Source organism: Antarctobacter sp., assembly GCF_965277915.1.
GTDB lineage: Bacteria > Pseudomonadota > Alphaproteobacteria > Rhodobacterales > Rhodobacteraceae > Antarctobacter.
Genome location: NZ_OZ255849.1, coordinates 2804776 through 2821374, shown reverse-complemented (window position 1 = coordinate 2821374; position 16599 = coordinate 2804776). Strand labels below are relative to the sequence as shown.

Here is a 16599-nt window from a genome sequence, read left to right as displayed (position 1 = left end):
ATGGCCCGGTCGCCGGGGCGCTAGCCTGTCCGGACGCGGGCCGTGCAGGGGCGAGGCGGCAGGACTTGGCCTGTGGTCGGTGGCGCGGGTCGATTCATGCTGCTTTGCAGCATGATCGGGTCCGGCGTCAGACCTTGGTGAGGGAACTGCCAAGGGCGTGTGCCGCGCTGCAGCGAAAATGGCCTGCATGTCAGGATGGCTGACGCAAACCGGCCAAAGCGGTTTCGAATTCTCCCGATCTCCGGCCCCGGTCAGGCGGCTTTCTGGAGTTGCAGGAAAAGGTCCGTGACCAGCGCTGCCGGGTCGATGTTGACGGCGCGGGCGTGGCGGGCGCGGTCGCCGGCCTCTTGCGCGATATCGGCCCAGCGGCGGCCGGCGGCCGGGTCGCTTGCCAGGCGGCTGAGCACCTCGCCTTCGCCGGGCAGGACCTGTGGTGGCGGATGTCCGGTGACACCGGTGCGGGCGAGGCGGGCGGCCAGTTGTCCTGCCAGTGTCAGCAGCAGGTCGAGCCGTTCATCCTTGCCCTTGCCGGCGCAGGATTCCGATAGCGACAGCAGGCGGGCGCGGTCGAGCGCGGGCAGGCTGCCCAGCAGGCCCAGGATCTCGCGGTAGAGCGCCAGCCCGTCGTTGTTCAGGAGCCGCATGGCGGCGCCGACCGAGCCTTCGGCCAGCATGGTCAGTGGCTCGACCTGCTCCGGCGGGACCTCGGCCCCGGCCTGCGCCAGCGCCGCGGCCATGTCCTCGGGGTTGAGCGGCGAAAGGCGCAGGGTGCGGCAGCGTGAGCGGATCGTCGGCAATAGTCGCGCGGGTTGGTGGCTGAGCAGGAGCAGCGTGGTGCGCGCGGGCGGCTCCTCGAGCATCTTCAGGAGCGCGTTGGCGGCCTGGGTGTTGAGTTCATCCGCGCTGTCGACGATGACGACGCGGCGCCCGCCATCGGCGGCGGAGAGGCCGAAGAAGGCGTGCAGCTTGCGGATTTCATCGACGCGGATGTAATCGGAAAACCGGCCTTCGCGCAGGGCCTTTTCGCGCTCGCTGTCCGCCGATCCCGCGCCGCCCCGGCGCAGCAGGAAAAGCCCCGGTTCCGAGAGCGCGCGCATCCGGTGGGCGACCGGGTGCTCGGGGTCGATGTCCAGCGACAAGGGCGGCGGCGGCGCCCCGAACAACCCGTCCTCTTCTCCGGCGGGCGGGGTGGCCAGAAGGAAGCGCGCGATTTCCCAGGCCAGCGTCGCCTTGCCCAGCCCGCGCGGGCCGGTCAACAGCCAGCCATGATGCAGGCGCCCGGAGTTATGTGCGGTCAGGAAGGCCTGTTCTGCCTCGGCCTGGCCGATCACGCGCGGGGTTTCACGCGGGTGCGGCGCGCCTTCGAGACGGTCGGGTTCGGGCAGGTCTTCGGTGTCGCTCATGGTGTGGCGGCCAGTTCCCGTAGGACAGTGTCGCGGACGTCGCGGGCGACCTCATCCATGTCGCGGTTGCCGTCGATCACGCGGAAGCGCGCGGGCGCCTCGTCGGCCAGCGCCAGGAAACCGTCGCGCATCCTTTGTTGCAGGTCGAGGCCGAAATCCTCGAAACGTTCTTCCTCGGTGGCGCGGGATTTCGCCCGGGCCAGCCCGGCCTCGGCCGGCATGTCGATCAGGAGCGTCAGGTCCGGCTCGATGCCGATCATCAGTGCGTGCAGGGCATCGACCTTGGGACGCAATCCGCCGCGGCCCTGGTACATGCGGCTGCTGTCGGCGAAGCGGTCGCAGATCACGGTGCGCCCGGCCTGCAGCGCGGGCAGGATAACCCGTTCCATGTGGTCGCGCCGGGCGGCGGTGAAGAGCAGAAGCTCCGTTTCCGCCGACCAGCGGTCGGGGTCGCCCTGCAGGACCAGGGCACGGATCTCCTCGGCCCCCGGGCTGCCGCCGGGTTCGCGGGTCAGGAGCGGGTCGTGTCCCGCGGCGCGCAGGCTCTCATGCAGCTGGCGCGCCTGCGTGGACTTGCCAGAGCCGTCGATGCCCTCGAAGCTGATGAAGAGACCGGGCCAGGGCCGGGGCGGGGTGGTCACATCGCCTCCTCGGCGTCTTCGGCAAAGCGTTTGATGAGCAGCCCGCTGACGGTCATCATGCGGTCGAGAAAGCCGCCCGCATCCACCTTGTCGGCGGCAAAGAGCGGGACGCGTGTTTCCGGCAGGCCCTCGGGCTGGATGATCAGCTCGGCCAGTTGCTGGCCCTTGGTGACGGGGGCCTGGATCGGACCGGTATAGACGACCTCGGCCTTTATGCCGCCGGGGGTCATGGTGGGCACCAGCAGACGCACGTCCTTGTCGGAGACCAGCGCGACCTGTTCGGCGGAGCCCATCCAGACCTCGGCCTGGGCGATGGCGGCGCCCTTGGTCACGACGGTCTGTTCGGCGAACTGGCGGAAGGCCCAGTTGACGATGGCCTCGGATTCCTCGGCGCGCGCGCGGGTGCTGTCCAGCCCGGTGATGGCAAAGACGACGCGGCGTTCGCCGTTCTTGGCGCTGCCGACGAGACCGTAGCCGGCCTCCTGCGTGTGGCCGGTCTTGAGCCCGTCGGCACCCGCCACGAGGCCCAGGAGCGGGTTGCGGTTGTTGACGTTCGAGGGGGCGCGGCCGTCGAACTCGAACTTGCGTTCGGCGAACATCGGGTAAAATTCGGGGAAATCGCGGATGATGTGCGAGGCGAGCAACGTCAGGTCGCGCATCGACATGGCGTGGCCCTCTGCGGGCCAGCCGGAGGCGTTCTTGAAGGTCGAGGAGGTCATGCCAAGCTGCTGCGCGCGCTGGGTCATGAGGCGGGCAAAGCCGGCCTCGGTGCCGTCGGGGCTGAGCGCCTCGGCCAGGACGACGCAGGCATCGTTGCCCGAGAGGACGATGATGCCGCGCAGCAGGTCCTCGACCCGGACCCGGTCGGTGGTATCCAGGAACATGGTCGAGCCACCGAAGGACATGGCATGGGCCGAGACGGGCAGCCGTTCGTCAAGCTGCAGGCGGCCTTCGCGGATCGCCTCGAAGGCGATGTAGAGCGTCATGAGCTTGGACATGGAGGCCGGGGGCAGGGCTTCGTCGGCGTTCTTGGCCAGGAGAACGGTGCCGGTGGTCTGGTCGATGACGAAGGCCGCCTTGGCGCGGGTGTCGAAGGCGAGGGCCTGGGTGGCAAGCGCCGCCACGACGGCGGTGGCGGCCAGCAGGCTGCGGGCAAAGATGGTCACGTTCGGGGCTCCTGTCCTGTGCTCGATTCAGGCTCTTGCCCCGTTATCGCGTATCGCGGCGGGCGTGTCACGTCGCAGCGTGCCGAAGCGGGCGGGTCATCGCCGGGCGCGGTGCTTCAGGGCGAAAGGAACCTGGACGACATCCAGCCTTGGGTGCCGGAGGCCGTGCGGACCTGCCACCAGAGATCGCTGGACGACAGGCAGGCCTGGATCCCGTGCATGGCCTCTGCCGTCAGAACGCCGTGGTCCGACGGACGGCAGGCGACCCGGCACGCGTCGGACAGGATCGCCGCCCCATTCAGACTTCGGTCGATGGGGATAACTTCGCGGTCCTTGCCCACTTCCATGATCACGGCCGCGCCGAATCCCGGTTCGGCGCGCATGTTGGAGAAGTTCTGGACGCGGACCACGCGATAGCTTTGCGCGATGGGCGCGCAGGTGGCTTGTGTCACGCGGGCATCGGTCACACCGGGCCGGCGCGATTGCAGGTCGGCCAGCCGCGTGCCGATCGGCGCCGAAAGCGCGGCCGTGACCCGGGTGTAGCCGGTCCGTGGAAGCTCGCCCAGTTGGCGCGCCAGGTGGAGCGGCGTGGGGGGCTGCGGGCTGTCCCATGTGCCGCGGTTGGTCCGTATGTCGCGGAAGTGTTCGAGGACAATGGGCCGGCCGAGATCCCGGGTCACGCGGCAGGCTTCCATCATCAGAGTGCCTTCTGCTGTGGTGGCCGACAGATATGCAGTGACCAGGCCGCCGCGTTGGCTCGCAGGCTGGGTCATGACCCAGTTGCCGGCGAAACTGGTTGGCGCGATCGGGTCCGCGTAGCGTGCCGGGTCCATGCTTGGATAGGCCGTTGTGCAGAGATCCCGGATGCGGGCTTCGTCGATACGGTCCGGCAGGGGGCCGAGGCCGGTGATGGTGACGCCAAGCTCTCGGACACGGTCCGGCGTATCGATTTGGTAGAACTCCTGCCCGGAGACATCAAAGAAGGACAGGGCGAAGTCGCGGCTGATGCGCAGCTCTTCGAGCCCGCCGAAGATTTCGGCCGAGGCGCGGATGGCCACGTCGAAGGCCTGCGCGACGACGGTCTCCGAGAACTGTCCGGAGGGCACGTTCAGTTGCGGCGCGTGAAAGCCCAGCGTGGCGGCCGCGTGCATGGACCTGCTGCGGCTCCGGGTCAGCCCGTCCTCGATCCAGAACTGGGTGCCGCCAAGGAAGGCGAGCGCGCAGGCGGAGAGGCAACTGTCATCGGCGGCCACATGCGTGCTGATGCCCGTTTCACGGATATATGCGGCGAGGTCGAGGCCTTCGGGAAAACTCCCGCCGGGGCTGTCAAGGCAGAGCCACGTGGCGATATGGGCACGATCGAAGGCAGATTTGGCCGGCGGGATGACTCGGCGCAACCTATCGGTGTCACCCTCGGTGATCTGCCCCGAAAGCATCGCATTGCAGGCTTCGGGGTGGTCGTCCAGGATCGTTATCTCGGCGGCCCGGGCCGTGTCGGTCCATCCGAAACAGGGCAGGGCGGCGGTCAGAACCGCGCAAGCGAAAGGTCTGAATGCAGGCATCGGACTGGGCAGGTCACAGTCTGTCTGATGGTTCGGGCTATCTGATCGTTCGGGACTGGCAGGGCAGACCGTTGCCCTGCCCGCGAGGTCAGTCCGTCACCGCATAGGCGTCGGTAAAGCCGGTCTTCTTGATCTTGGCCAGCAGCGTGCCGCGTTCATCGGCCGAAAGCGCAGGGCCGACGACGACACGCCAGAAGGTTTTGCCATTCGAGGTGAAGGTCTTGATCGTCGGCACCATGCCGGCCTGACGCATCGCGGTTGCCGTGTCCTTGGCGTTTTGTTGAACGCTGAAAATGCCGATCTGGATAAAGGGCTTGTCCAGTTTCGACGATTTCGGCGCCGGGGCGGGAGGCTTGGCCGAGGCGACGACGGCGGGTTTGGCGGCGGGGCTGGCCGCGGGATCGGGATTGGCCGGGGCCAGGGTGGCGCCGTCGATCGCTGCTGCGGCCCCACCGATCACCGGGTCGAGCGCACCCTCGCTCACGTCGGGGGCGGCGGGCACGGCGCCGGGCGCCGCGGCCAGCGGATCGCCGGTGGCGGGATCGGGGTCCTGTGCCTCCTCGCGGCGCAGGGCGACCACGTCGAGGTTGGTGGGCTGCCCGGCCAGGACACCCAGTGCCGCGGCGGCATCCGAGGAGACCTGTAGCCGGGGGCCGGGGGTTTCGCGTTCCTTGCGGAACAGGGCGCCTATCACGAACTTGCCGTTCTGCTGGTTGCGGATGATGACGCGTTCGGGATCCTTGGCATCGGGGTGTGCAACCCAGACACCGCCCAGCGAGGGACGTCCGTCCCAGAGGCCGGCTTCCTTGGCCTGGAAGACCTCCGGGGCTTCGACATCGCGGGCGGCGCGGGGCGTGTCGGCGGTGCTGGCACGGGCGACGACATCGCCGTCAGCGTCTTTCGATTGCAGGAAACCCGGCATCTGTCCATCGGCACAACCGGATGCCACCAAGAGCGCAGCCCCCGCGGCAGAGAAACGCAGAGTCCTGGAAAGATTGGAAGATTTGCCGCTCATGTCTTGCCTCTTGCCCTATTTGCGTCTCGGGTGTTTTCCCGGACACACGCCGGGTTTTCCCGGTCGCGCACTGCCTCTCAGGGGCTCTGACGGCCCCATTCAACTGTAACAATACCTTGTCACAGCCTGCATGGAAAGCCTGCAAAGGGATTGTGCGCGGATTTTCGGAGAGGTGCTTTCAGAATCGGAACGGGCGCACTATCGATGCGCGACACGGAGGTTTGGCAGAGTGGTCGAATGCGGCGGTCTTGAAAACCGTTGGGCGTGAGAGCGTCCCGTGGGTTCGAATCCCACAGCCTCCGCCACTAACGCAATATTATTTTAAGTAGTTGATATTTAATGAAATTGCGTGGCGGAAAAAATTTTTACCACACTCGTTTACCACACATGTCGGGCGTCAAGCTTGCGTCAGAGACCATAGAGATCCCTGACGCCTATATTGGCCCTGTGTAGTTATGTGATTCGGTGAACCGAACGCTCTGAGATGCCCAGAGTTGCTGCGATGTCACGTTTGCTCATACCGCCTCTGAGAAGCTCTTGTGCCTCTGCCTTGCGGCGCTGGGCGGTAGGAGCCCGACCGCGATACTTTCCAGCCTTCTTTGCCTTCTGTATGCCCTCACGCTGCCGTTCCAGCATCATTTCCCGTTCGAACTGAGCTACAGAGCCCAGGACGTTTAACATGAGCTTTCCTGTGGCTGTGGTTGTGTGAGCTACCCCCCGAAATTCGGACACTGACATAAGCTACGATTTGCAGTCTGCTGATCTTCGACGAGAAGGAGATCATAGATGTCGAAACGGAAGCAGCACGCGCCTGAGTTCAAGGCTAAGGTCGCGCTGGAAGCCCTGAAAGGCGAGGGTTGGAGGGACCGTCGCGCCAGTGGCGCGACGTAAGCCCGAACAACGCGGCCGAGCTGGCCAGCCGGTTCGGGGTGCATCTAGGACCGGCAGGTGTTTGCATGCAAACACAGAGAGGCGACGATGATCCATCAATGGAAGCGGGCCCTGCTCGAAGGCGCGTCCGGCGTGTTCGAGCGCGGAGGCCGCAAGAGGCCCGAGATTGACGAGGAGCAGGTGAAGGAGCTGCACGCCAAGATCGGGTGAATTGGCGGGTGAACGCCACTGATGGTGTGGATGGCTCCACCAGCGGCTTCGCGTTGTGCCAAGGTGGGTCTGTGAAAGCCCGCACCTGAGAGGAGCCATCCATGGACCAACCTAACACCATCGGCCTCGATCTGGCCAAGAACGTTTTCCAAGTTCACGGAGTGGACACGGAAGGCACGGTCATCTGCCGCCGTCAGTTGCGGCGGTCGCAGGTCCTGGTGTTCTTTGCCCGGCTGGGCCCTTGCCTCGTTGGCATGGAAGCCTGCGCGGGGGCCCATCATTGGGCGCGAGAACTGGCAACCCTTGGCCATGAAGTCCGTCTCATGCCGCCCGCCTATGTGAAGCCCTACGTGAAGAGGGGCAAAACTGATGCCGCTGATGCCGAGGCCATTTGCGAGGCGGTGACCCGCCCGACGATGCGCTTCGTGCCGGTGAAGTCGGCGCAGCGGCAGGCGGCCCTGCTCGATCACAAGGCACGGGACTTCCTCGTCCGGCAGAGAACGCAAATCGTAAACGCGATCCGTGCGCACCTCGGCGAGTTCGGGATCGTCGTGCCGAAGGGAATCCATCACGTCGATCGCCTGCTCGACGCAGCCCGCGACGTGCATTCTACGGCGCGTCCGGCGCTGGACATGCTGGCCGGTCAACTGCGCGACACACAGGCCCGGATCGAAGAGGTCACTGCGCGGATCGGGGAGATGCAGGGCGAAGACGCGCTGGCGCGTCGACTTGCGACGGTACCCGGGGTGGGTACGATTTCGTCCAGCGCGTTTGCGGCCACCACCCCCGATGTGGCCGCCTTCCGCAGCGCGCGCGACTACGCGGCGTGGCTCGGCCTGACGCCGCGAGCTCATTCCAGTGGCGGGAAAGAGAGGCTCGGGCGGATTTCCAAGGCTGGCAATCGGTACCTGCGCAGGCTGCTTTACCTCGGCGCCATGGCCCAGATCAGTGCGCGGCGCGGACGTAGAGAGGGTGCATCAGGCCGGGTGCCGGACTGGATCGACCGGATGCTCGCCCGCAAGCCCGTAAAGGTGGTCGCTATCGCACTGGCTAACCGCATGGCCCGGACGATCTGGGCGCTGATAAGGCGGGGCGACAGCTACCGGAACACCATGGCTTGAGACGATAAAGAACGGCCAGGCAAAGAACGGCCAAGCCGGTCGCGAACCGGCAGGCCCAGAGATGGTGAGGCGCAGCGTGAGGTGATGGCACAGGGACGGTAAGAAGCGGAACGGGATACCCAGTTCGGACCGGAGCACCTCGAAGTGCGTGCCATTGATCGGGACCCGCCCGCCGGCTGACTTCATCAGGGCGCGCAGCCGTAAAACCGCTGCACACAGACGCCGAATACATGGCCGCGACCGACCAGATTGCCGGACCCGAACAAAGCTCTTGCCAAGGGGCCATTCATACATGGTCCGAGAGAACCCGACAATGCGGTGGCCAACTCTTTTTTGGAACGAAAGCTGAAGCCTTGGGGCGGGAAGTGAGGCGCGGCATGATCGAGCCGGACCACCCGGATCTGTCGATCGGTCAGCAGTGCAAGCTACTGTCGATCGCCGGCTCATCCCATTACTACGAGCCGAAGGGTGAGACCGAGCAGAACCTCGGCCTGATGCGGCAGATCGACGAGCGTCCTTCGGACCTGGAGCCCCCGTTCTTCGGCGTTCGGCAGCCTCTCGGGACATTCCTGCGGAATGCCCTGCCGGCCAGTGGATGACCTGGCATCTGCGTAACGACGGACACCTTGTGAACGAGAAGCGAATACGGCGGCTGATGCGCCTTATGGGTTTGATGCCGATTTACCAGAAGCCCAACACGAGCAGGCCAACGAAGGGGCACAAGACCTATCCCTACCTGCTGAGAAGCCTGCGAGTAGAACGCCCAAACCAGGTCTGGTGCTCGGACATCACCTATCTGCCCATGCGGCGAGGGTTCCTCTACCTCGTGGCGATCATGGACTGGCACACCCGCAAGGTTCTGTCCTGGCGGATATCGAACACCCTGGAGGCCGACTTCTGCGTCGAAGCGCTGAACGAGGCCATCCACAAGTTCGGCCCGCCTGAGATAATGAATACGGATCAGGGATCCCAGTTCACTTCTTTCGCTTGGACGGACCGGGTCCGCCGCTCGGGCGTGCGGATCTCGATGGATGGGAAAGGCCGTTTCCTCGACAATATCTTCATTGAGAGGTTGTGGCGCACCCTGAAATACGAGTGCGTCTACCTTCATGCCTGGGAGACGGGATCGGAGACGAAGGCGGCGATCCGGAAATGGATGACCTTCTACAATCACCAGCGCCCTCACTCAGCCCTCGGCGGCAAGCCACCGGCGCTGGTCTATTGCCAGAGAAATGATATCAACCAACCCGATCAGCAGGTGCAACGAGTAGCTTAAATTACGCCAGTTCCTGTCCAAAAGATGGGGAGTAGCTCAGTCAAATGGTTGCTCGGCGACCGGGGCTACGATGCTGACTGGTTCCGAGAAGCCCTGCAAGACAAAGGGATACGCGCTTGCATCCCCGGACGCAAACAACGCAAGGCCCCCGTCAAATACGACAAGCGCCGCTACAAACGCCGTAACCGCCCCTCTCGTGACATTGCTATGCAATGCACTGCCGGGCAGCGATGCGATATCATGTTCGGCAGGCTCAAGGACTGGAGGCGTGTGGCAACCAGATACGACAGATGCCCCAAGGCATTCTTCTCGGCCATCGCTCTCGCCGCACTCGTCATCTAATGGCTGTGAAACTCAATGAGTCCAGAGCCTAGGGTCAGGACCCATTGATTTCAGAGGGGTGTCGTGATTCACGGTTCGAAAAAGAGCGGTGAACATGTCTGATCTATTCTGGCTGACCGATGCTCAGGTGGCGCGTCTCGAGCCTTTCTTTCCGAAGTCCCACGGCAAACCCCGCGTCGATGATCGGCGTGTGCTGAGTGGGATTATCTTTATCAACCGCAATGGGTTACGATGGCGCGATGCGCCTGCAGCCTATGGTCCACACAAGACGCTCTACAACCGCTGGAAGCGATGGAGTGATAAAGGCGTTTTTGCCCGAATGATGGCTGGTTTGGCTGCTGAACACGGTGAGACGAAGACAGTCATGATCGACGCGACATACCTCAAGGCCCACCGGACAGCGACCAGCATGGGCGTCAAAAAGGGGGGCGTGGGCGCCTGATTGGTCGCACCAAGGGCGGCATGAACACCAAGCTGCATGCCATCTGCGACAGCCAAGGACGCCCGCTTGATCTGTTCGTGACCGCCGGACAGGTGAGCGACTACATCGGGGCGCGCGCCTTGCTCAGCAGCCTGCCGAACGTCGATTGGTTGCTTGGTGACCGCGGCTATGATGCCGACTGGTTCCGAGAAGCGTTGCAAGACAAAGGGATACGCGCATGTATCCCCGGTCGAAAGCAGCGCAAGAAACCTGTAAAGTACGACAAGCGTCGCTACAAACGGCGCAACCGGATCGAGATCATGTTCGGCAGGCTGAAGGACTGGCGGCGTGTTGCGACCCGGTACGACAGATGCCCGAAGGTCTTCCTATCAGCCATCGCTCTCGCCGCAGCCGTCATCTACTGGCTTTGAAACTCAATGAGTCCAGACCCTAGGGGGTTTGCCGTCATTTGAATTGAGTAGCCGTTCATGTCCGCCACGACGAACGTCCGTTCTCAGCACTTCCTCCCGACGTCCCGCGCAGTCGCGGGGAGAACCGAGCACTCGCAGCGAACTTCAGGAAGGTCCGGCGATTCTGTCGCACGCGAGCCCGGCACGCCTTTTGCTTTTTCTAGTGGATAATAGGGTTTGGGAATGTGGGCCGCTGCCTGACGATTGAGGCCTCTCAATCGACAGACAGGAGGTTCCCATGACGGACGAGAGAACGACCCCGCTGCGCGAGCGAATGATCGAGGGCATGGGTATTCGCGGCATGGGCGAGAAATCCCAGAAGGCGCATATTCGGGCGATCAAGGATTTTGCGTCCTTTCTCGGTCGCTCGCCGGACACGGCCACGCCAGACGATCTGCGCGCCTACCAGCTTCACATGACCGACACCGGGGTCACGGCCAGCACGTTCAACGTGCGGATTGTGGCGCTCCGGTTCTTCTTTGGCATGACTTGCGGGCGCGAGGACATGAAGCGCTACATGCAATTCCGCTCGCAGCCGCGGAATCTGCCCGTGGTGTTCAGCGTCGAGGAGGTGTCCGACATACTGATGGCGGCACCCGGGCCCGGCCTGAAATATCGCGCGGCTCTCAGCATCTCCTACGGTGCCGGGCTCAGGGCTGCCGAGGTCTGCAATTTCAAGATCGGGGACATCGTGCCAGAGGCGCGTCTCCGACACGACAGCGACCGCATGCTGATCCATGTCGAGCAGGGCAAGGGGCGGAAGGACCGCAAGGTCATGCTGTCCCCCGGCCTACTCGCTCTCCTGCGCGACTACTGGCGCGAAGCGCGACCCGAGGGCTGGTTGTTCCCGGGCAAGCCGAAGATCAATCCGGTCTCGTCACGGCAATTGAACCGGGCCTTCACGTCGGCCAAGACGATGCCCGGGGTCAAGAAGGCTGCCACCCTGCATACGCTGAGGCACAGCTTTGCGACCCATCTTCTGGAGGCCAACACGGATGTCCGGGTGATCCAGGTCTTGCTTGGTCACGCCAAGCTGACGACGACGGCGCAATACACGCATGTCGCCACCAAGACGATCCGCGACACGGTCTGCCCCTACTATATATACTGGCCAAGCTGCAGGATCACGCCGTGAAGCGAAGTCTGGAGTGACCGGGCGCCGGGGTGCCCCGGCCGACGCTGGAGATCGCTGACATCTTTCGTTCCCATGGTCCTGCGTGGCGGCAGGCCAATGTCGGGCACGTCAGCCTGTCCCAGCTCAAAGTGATGTCCACTGCCCGATAGTGCATTGCGCAGCAATGTCACGAGAGGGGGCGATCGAAGCCTGCCGGACCGAGGCGCTCGGCGGGCATGTAGCGGGCTGCGCCAAATGCGGCCACCATCACATCGCCTACAATTCCTGCAAGAACCGGCATTGCCCAAAGTGTCAGGGGCCGGCGGCGCGCGACTGGATGGCGGCGCGTGCCGAGGACCTTCTGCCCGTGGAGTTTTTCCATGTGGTCTTCACCCTGCCAGCCGGGATCGCTCAGATCGCCTTCTGGAGTGAGCCATCGTGTCGCCACGGGTTCGAGACCGATGGCGAACAAGGCCATCTGTGGCATGCTGTTCCGGGCGTTCGCCGAAACGGTCACGACCATCGCAGCCGCCCCCAAATGGCTCGGCGCCCGGATCGGCATGACCTGCGTGCTGCACACTTGGGGATCGGCGTCGTGCTGAAAGCACGCCTCCGGCGTGACCCCACCACCCACACATCCACATGATTGTGCCGGGCGGAGGGCTCTCGCCGGACGGCACCCGCTGGGTCGCCTGCAGGCCGGGTTTTTCCTGCACGTGCGGGTGCTGTCGCGCCTGTTCAGGCGCTTGTTCTTCGACGGGCTGCTGGCGCTTTATGCCGCTGGGGAATTGGCCTTCTACGGCGATCTCGAAGGACTGACAAAGACGAATGCCTTTGCCGCCTGGCTCGCGCCGTTCCGCAAATCCGAATGGGTCGTCTACGCCAAACCGCCCTTCGGCGGGCCTGAGGCAGTACTCGCCTACCTGAGCCGCTACACCCAACGCGTCGCGATCTCGAACCATCGCCTGATCAGCGCCGACACCCAGACTGTCGCGTTTCGATGGAAGGACTACCGCGTCGAATCCGGCGACCGGCAGAAGGTCATGCGCCGGTCCACGCCGGAGTTCATCCGCCGCTTCCTGATGCATGTCCTCCCCGACGGCTTCCACCGCATCCGGCACTACGGCCTGCTGGCCAGCGCGACACGCAAGGCCACCATCTTCCGCATCCGTGGCCTGCTCGGGCAGCCGGCGCCCGAAATGGAAGCGCAGGACCCGAGGGCGCCCGCACCTCTCACCCTGCGCGAGCCGTGCCCATGCTGCGGTGGCCCGATGCGCATCATCGAAATCCTCCGTCGCGGCCAGAAACCGATGTCGCGCAACCCACCACGGACGCAGGCCGCATGACAAACCTCCAGTCTCTGCCACGATCAAAACTCCGGATCTCACGCCCGTTCCGAACCGGCTCAGCCATGCCTCACGCAGTGTCACGCCCGCAAACCGCCGACGAAAGGCGCCGCCCGCAACCGCACATCATCAACTCGGCCGATCAGGGCGCTTTTTGCGACGTTCGATGTCATTCGAGCCGTCAGCCACGCCGCATCGGCGCTGGAAACCTCAGCGCACTTTCCACATAGACAGCACCTGGCCACCGCGGCTTCCACCTTGGGAGGATTTTCAACGCGGGCCGACCACTCGCCAAGCGGCACCGTTGCACCACGGCCCACATCAATAATCCTTCACCAGTCCGGACACTCGCCAAGATAGTCATCGCTGTGGCGCAAATTCCCCCGAACCGGCCTTTCGCATCCAGGCGCTCTTGCGCAAGAGCAGACCGTCATCCTGAGGCCGCGCGCTGAGCACGTTTGCGGATTTCTTGACCGTTCGTCAGGAGCTTCACACGGCACATCAACGCTCAAGACCACTTCTCGGAGCGCCGGAGCTCGGCCTTGCAGTCATCAACGCACTGCCGCCACAACAGGCGGCAGCGCGGTTACCTTCAGCCGGTGTAGTCCGCGTCGGAGACCTTCTCCAGCCAAGTCACCGGCGTGCCGTCAATGCTCTCCTGAATGGCTATATGCGACATGGCAGTATCGGGAGAGGCGCCGTGCCAGTGTTTCTCGTCGGCGGGGAAGAAGACCACGTCGCCCGTTCTGACCTCTTCGATCGGGCCACCTTCTCGCTGCACCCGGCCGCGGCCAAAGGTGATGATGATGGTCTGTCCCGCCGGGTGGGTGTGCCATGCGGTGCGGGCGCCGGGCTCAAAGGTGACATGGGCACCGCTGGTGCGGCCCGGGGCTTCGGCCTGGAACATGGGGTCAATCCGCACGGTTCCGGTAAAGTAGTCCTCGGGACCGGGGGCGGAGGGCGTGCTGCCAGCTCGGACGATCTTCATTGAATGTCTCCGTCGGTGAGGCGGCGGTGCCGTGGCCGCGCCGCAGGATTTCAGTCTGCGCGGCCCTCGAACACCTGCCGCGCCACGGGCATCGCCGAGAACACCTTGGGCCAGCCCGCATAGAAGGCAAGATGCGAGAGCATCGCGCCTGCCTCTTCCTGCGTCAGCCCGTTGTCCATCGCGCGGTTCAGGTGAAAGGTCATCTGCTCGGGTTGGCCGGCGGTGATCAGCGCGGCGACGGTGACCATGCTGCGGTCGCGGGGCGCAAGGGCCGGGCGCAGCCAGAGGTCGTTGAACAGCAGCTCGCGCGTGGTGTCGACGACGCCGGGGCTTACGTTGGCGAAATTGGACTGAACCGTCTCTTCTCGCGCGGCTTCGGCCTCTTCGTCCAGCGGCAGGAGATCAGGGGCGAGAGCGGGCAGGTCTTCAGCGGTCACGCCACGCGCGTCATAGACCGGGGCCATGGCCTCGGCGGCTGCCGTGGCGTTGCCCCAACCGGTGTAAAAGGCGAGATGCGTGATGGTTTCCGACAGCTCTGCGGGGGTCACGCCCGCGTCGAGTGCCAGTTCGGTGTGACGCCCAAGCATGTCCGCCTCATGGCGTGTGACCAGCGCCGCGAAGGTCACGAGCGCGCGGTCGCGCACCGAGAGCGCCTCATCGGTCCAGACGGAGCCGAAGAGATCTTCGGTGGCATAGGCGGCGAGAGCCGGCGCCACCGTGTCGACGGCGGTCGGGAGGGTTTGGGAAACGTCCTGTGCCGAGGCGGAGGTGCTCGCGAGTGCGAAGACGGAGGCAATGATCTGGGTTTTCATGGTAGCATCCTTAGTATCGGTGAGTTGGCGAAGTGGCGGGGACCGATCACGCCGGCTCCCGTAGCAGGCGTTCAGTCTCAGCTGCCGTAGTCCTCGTCGGAGACCAGTTCCCCCCAGGTAACGGCGGAGCCGTCCTGAGCGGCCTGGATCGCGTAGTGGGTGACCGAGGTTCCGTCCGTCGCGCCGTGCCAATGGTTCACGCCCGCCGGGGCGAAAACCACGTCGCCGGTGCGCATCACCTGCTTTTCCCGGCCTTCTTCCTGGTACCAGCCGGTCCCCGCCGTCACGACGAGGTATTGGCCCACCGGATGCGTGTGCCAGGCCGAGCGTGCGCCGGGCATGAAAGTCACCTCACCTGCGCTGACTTCGTTCATGTCGGGGCCGAAGACCGGCGCGACGAAGACCGTGCCGGTGAAGGTCTCGGGGCTGCCGATCTGGCCACCCCGCTCAAGAGGCGTGGTCTGCGTCATCTGCTGGGCGAGGGCCGCGGGGGCGGCGAGGCTCAGAGCAAGTGCGGCGAGGGTCATATTCATCGGGTCGTCTCCATGATGGGTAAAGGGGCGATGAGAGCTGCCCCCGCGTGCGGGGACAGGCCCGGGGATTTACGCGAGGTGGCCTTCGAAGAATGCCTGTAGACGGTCGAAGGGGATGATGTTCTTCTGGTCGTAGAGATCGCAGTGATCCGCGCCGTCGATGATCACCAGTTCCTTGGGGTCGGCTGCGGCGGCATAGGCGTCTTCGCTGAAGTAGCGGGAATGCGCCTCGGACCCGGCGATGATCAGCGCCGGACGCGGCGAGATCTCGTGGATGTAGGTGAGTTGCGGCATGTTCATGAAGGACATGGCCGAGGTGACGTTCCAGCCGCCGTTCGAGTTCAGCGAGCGCGGGTGATAGCCGCGGTCCGTCTTGTAGTAGGCGTGATACATGGCGATCACCGGGTTATCGATGCCGTCCAGCGTGTCGGGCAGACCGCCCGCCAGCTTCGGAGCCTCGTCCGAGGCAGCGTCTTCCCAGCGTTGCAGGCTCATTGCCGTCAGCGCTTCGGTGCGTTGCTCGTCGGTCATCGAGTCGAAATACCCGCGCGCAATCACTCGGCTCATGTCGTACATCGACGTCACTGCAACCGCCTTGACCCGCTTGTCCGGGGCCGCCGCGTTCAGCGCCATGCCGCCAAAGCCGCAGATGCCGATCATCCCGATACGGTCGCGGTCGACCGCGTCATGCAGGCCAAGGAAGTCGACCGCGGCCATGAAATCTTCGGTGTTGATGTCGGGCGAGGCGACGTAACGCGGGGTTCCCTCGCTCTCGCCGATATAGGAGGGGTCGAAAGCCACGGCGGCAAAGCCACGCTCGGCCATTTCCTGCGCATAGAGGCCCGCGGCCTGCTCCTTGACGGCGCCGAAGGGGCCGGCGACCGCAAGCGCGGGAAGCGGCGCGTCGCCGCGGTTCTTTGGCAGGTAGAGGTCGCCCACCAGCGCGATGCCGTAGCGGTTGGTGAAGCTGACCTTGCGGTGGTCGACTCGGTCACTCTGCGGGAAGGTCTTGTCCCACTCGGTTGTCACCTGCGCCAGCGCCGCCTCGGCACTCAGCGAGGCCAAGCCAAGCGCAGCGGCGCCCATTCCAGCGGCCAGCAGATCGCGGCGGGCGGGGTCCTGGGGATCGGTCGTTGGGGTCGGGGTGGTCATCTCGGGAACTCCGTTTCGGATGTGTCGTCTGCCCTCCAATCTGGAGCTGCCCCCGGGGCGGGATAAGGCCGCCTTGCCTTATCGTTGCCATGAGCTGGATTCATGCTTGGGCGGCGCTTTTCCTTTGCACCAGGCT

Annotated in this window: 14 protein-coding genes, 1 tRNA gene and 4 pseudogenes; 9 read left to right on the top strand and 10 right to left on the bottom strand. The window is 64.7% G+C overall.

Translation table 11 applies throughout. From position 1 onward, the window contains the following. Window positions 1-251: 251 nt before the first annotated feature. The 5 genes from ACQY5B_RS14525 to ACQY5B_RS14505 all read right to left on the bottom strand — a co-directional run bounded on the left by ACQY5B_RS14525 (window position 252) and on the right by ACQY5B_RS14505 (window position 5787). Window positions 252-1403 carry a DNA polymerase III subunit delta' gene (locus ACQY5B_RS14525; RefSeq protein WP_420324718.1) on the bottom strand — a complete coding sequence of 384 codons (1152 nt, stop codon included), beginning with the start codon at window positions 1401-1403 and terminating at the stop codon, window positions 252-254. Next, window positions 1400-2044 carry a dTMP kinase gene (tmk, locus tag ACQY5B_RS14520; protein WP_420324719.1) on the bottom strand — a complete coding sequence of 215 codons (645 nt, stop codon included), beginning with the start codon at window positions 2042-2044 and terminating at the stop codon, window positions 1400-1402. Before tmk ends, ACQY5B_RS14525 begins: the two co-directional genes overlap by 4 nt. Further along, window positions 2041-3210 (bottom strand): D-alanyl-D-alanine carboxypeptidase family protein, encoded by a 1170-nt coding sequence (locus tag ACQY5B_RS14515; protein ID WP_305972084.1) that lies wholly within the window; start codon window positions 3208-3210, stop codon window positions 2041-2043. The genes tmk and ACQY5B_RS14515 overlap by 4 nt, the downstream gene beginning before the upstream one ends. Window positions 3211-3326: 116 nt before the next feature. Next, on the bottom strand, window positions 3327-4772 hold the full coding sequence (locus tag ACQY5B_RS14510; protein WP_420324720.1) for a hypothetical protein: 1446 nt from the start codon (window positions 4770-4772) through the stop codon (window positions 3327-3329). An 88-nt stretch (window positions 4773-4860) separates the two neighbouring features. Then, window positions 4861-5787, bottom strand: coding sequence for an SPOR domain-containing protein (locus ACQY5B_RS14505; protein WP_420324721.1), 927 nt, complete (start codon window positions 5785-5787; stop codon window positions 4861-4863). Between the two features lie 215 nt (window positions 5788-6002). Here ACQY5B_RS14505 and ACQY5B_RS14500 point away from each other — a divergent pair. Then, window positions 6003-6092, top strand: a tRNA-Ser gene (locus ACQY5B_RS14500). A 148-nt stretch (window positions 6093-6240) separates the two neighbouring features. Here ACQY5B_RS14500 and ACQY5B_RS14495 read toward each other — a convergent pair. After that, a complete protein-coding gene (locus ACQY5B_RS14495) occupies window positions 6241-6468 on the bottom strand; it encodes a recombinase family protein (RefSeq protein ID WP_428400163.1) in 228 nt (75 codons plus the stop codon). 297 nt (window positions 6469-6765) lie between these two features. Between ACQY5B_RS14495 and ACQY5B_RS14490 the strand changes: the two genes are divergently transcribed. The 8 genes and pseudogenes from ACQY5B_RS14490 to ACQY5B_RS14455 all read left to right on the top strand — a co-directional run bounded on the left by ACQY5B_RS14490 (window position 6766) and on the right by ACQY5B_RS14455 (window position 12978). After that, complete coding sequence (locus tag ACQY5B_RS14490; protein ID WP_305972074.1) at window positions 6766-6888, top strand: hypothetical protein; 123 nt, start codon at window positions 6766-6768, stop codon at window positions 6886-6888. Window positions 6889-6989: 101 nt separating this feature from the next. Then, window positions 6990-8009 (top strand): IS110 family RNA-guided transposase, encoded by a 1020-nt coding sequence (locus ACQY5B_RS14485; RefSeq protein ID WP_420324722.1) that lies wholly within the window; start codon window positions 6990-6992, stop codon window positions 8007-8009. 335 nt (window positions 8010-8344) lie between these two features. Then, window positions 8345-9285: pseudogene (locus tag ACQY5B_RS14480) on the top strand (IS3 family transposase); the annotation flags it as partial. Between the two features lie 39 nt (window positions 9286-9324). Then, window positions 9325-9627: pseudogene (locus tag ACQY5B_RS14475) on the top strand (transposase); the annotation flags it as partial. A 94-nt stretch (window positions 9628-9721) separates the two neighbouring features. Next, window positions 9722-10479, top strand: a protein-coding gene (locus ACQY5B_RS14470; protein ID WP_420328558.1) for an IS5 family transposase whose coding sequence is annotated in 2 segments (ribosomal slippage) — window positions 9722-10043 and window positions 10043-10479 — 759 coding nt in all. Because the reading frame shifts where the segments join, the coding sequence is not laid out codon by codon here. A 277-nt stretch (window positions 10480-10756) separates the two neighbouring features. Further along, window positions 10757-11670 (top strand): annotated as a pseudogene (locus tag ACQY5B_RS14465) (tyrosine-type recombinase/integrase). Between the two features lie 146 nt (window positions 11671-11816). Further along, window positions 11817-12278, top strand: a complete 462-nt coding sequence (locus ACQY5B_RS14460) for a transposase zinc-binding domain-containing protein (RefSeq protein ID WP_428400161.1) — start codon at window positions 11817-11819, stop codon at window positions 12276-12278. Next, a pseudogene (locus tag ACQY5B_RS14455) lies at window positions 12275-12978 on the top strand (IS91 family transposase). Before ACQY5B_RS14460 ends, ACQY5B_RS14455 begins: the two are co-directional and overlap by 4 nt. 592 nt (window positions 12979-13570) lie before the next feature. Here the strand turns inward: ACQY5B_RS14455 and ACQY5B_RS14450 are convergent. The 4 genes from ACQY5B_RS14450 to ACQY5B_RS14435 form a co-directional block, all read right to left on the bottom strand. Continuing rightward, window positions 13571-13966: a (R)-mandelonitrile lyase gene (locus ACQY5B_RS14450; protein WP_420324723.1), complete on the bottom strand. Its 396-nt coding sequence runs from the start codon at window positions 13964-13966 to the stop codon at window positions 13571-13573. Window positions 13967-14016: 50 nt separating this feature from the next. Continuing rightward, window positions 14017-14778, bottom strand: coding sequence for a carboxymuconolactone decarboxylase family protein (locus tag ACQY5B_RS14445; protein WP_420324724.1), 762 nt, complete (start codon window positions 14776-14778; stop codon window positions 14017-14019). 77 nt (window positions 14779-14855) lie between these two features. Continuing rightward, the gene (locus ACQY5B_RS14440) at window positions 14856-15311 is read right to left on the bottom strand and encodes a (R)-mandelonitrile lyase (protein WP_420324725.1); all 456 of its coding nucleotides are present in this window, start codon (window positions 15309-15311) and stop codon (window positions 14856-14858) included. Window positions 15312-15380: 69 nt separating this feature from the next. Then, window positions 15381-16463 (bottom strand): alpha/beta hydrolase, encoded by a 1083-nt coding sequence (locus ACQY5B_RS14435; RefSeq protein ID WP_420324726.1) that lies wholly within the window; start codon window positions 16461-16463, stop codon window positions 15381-15383. Window positions 16464-16599 lie beyond the last annotated feature (136 nt).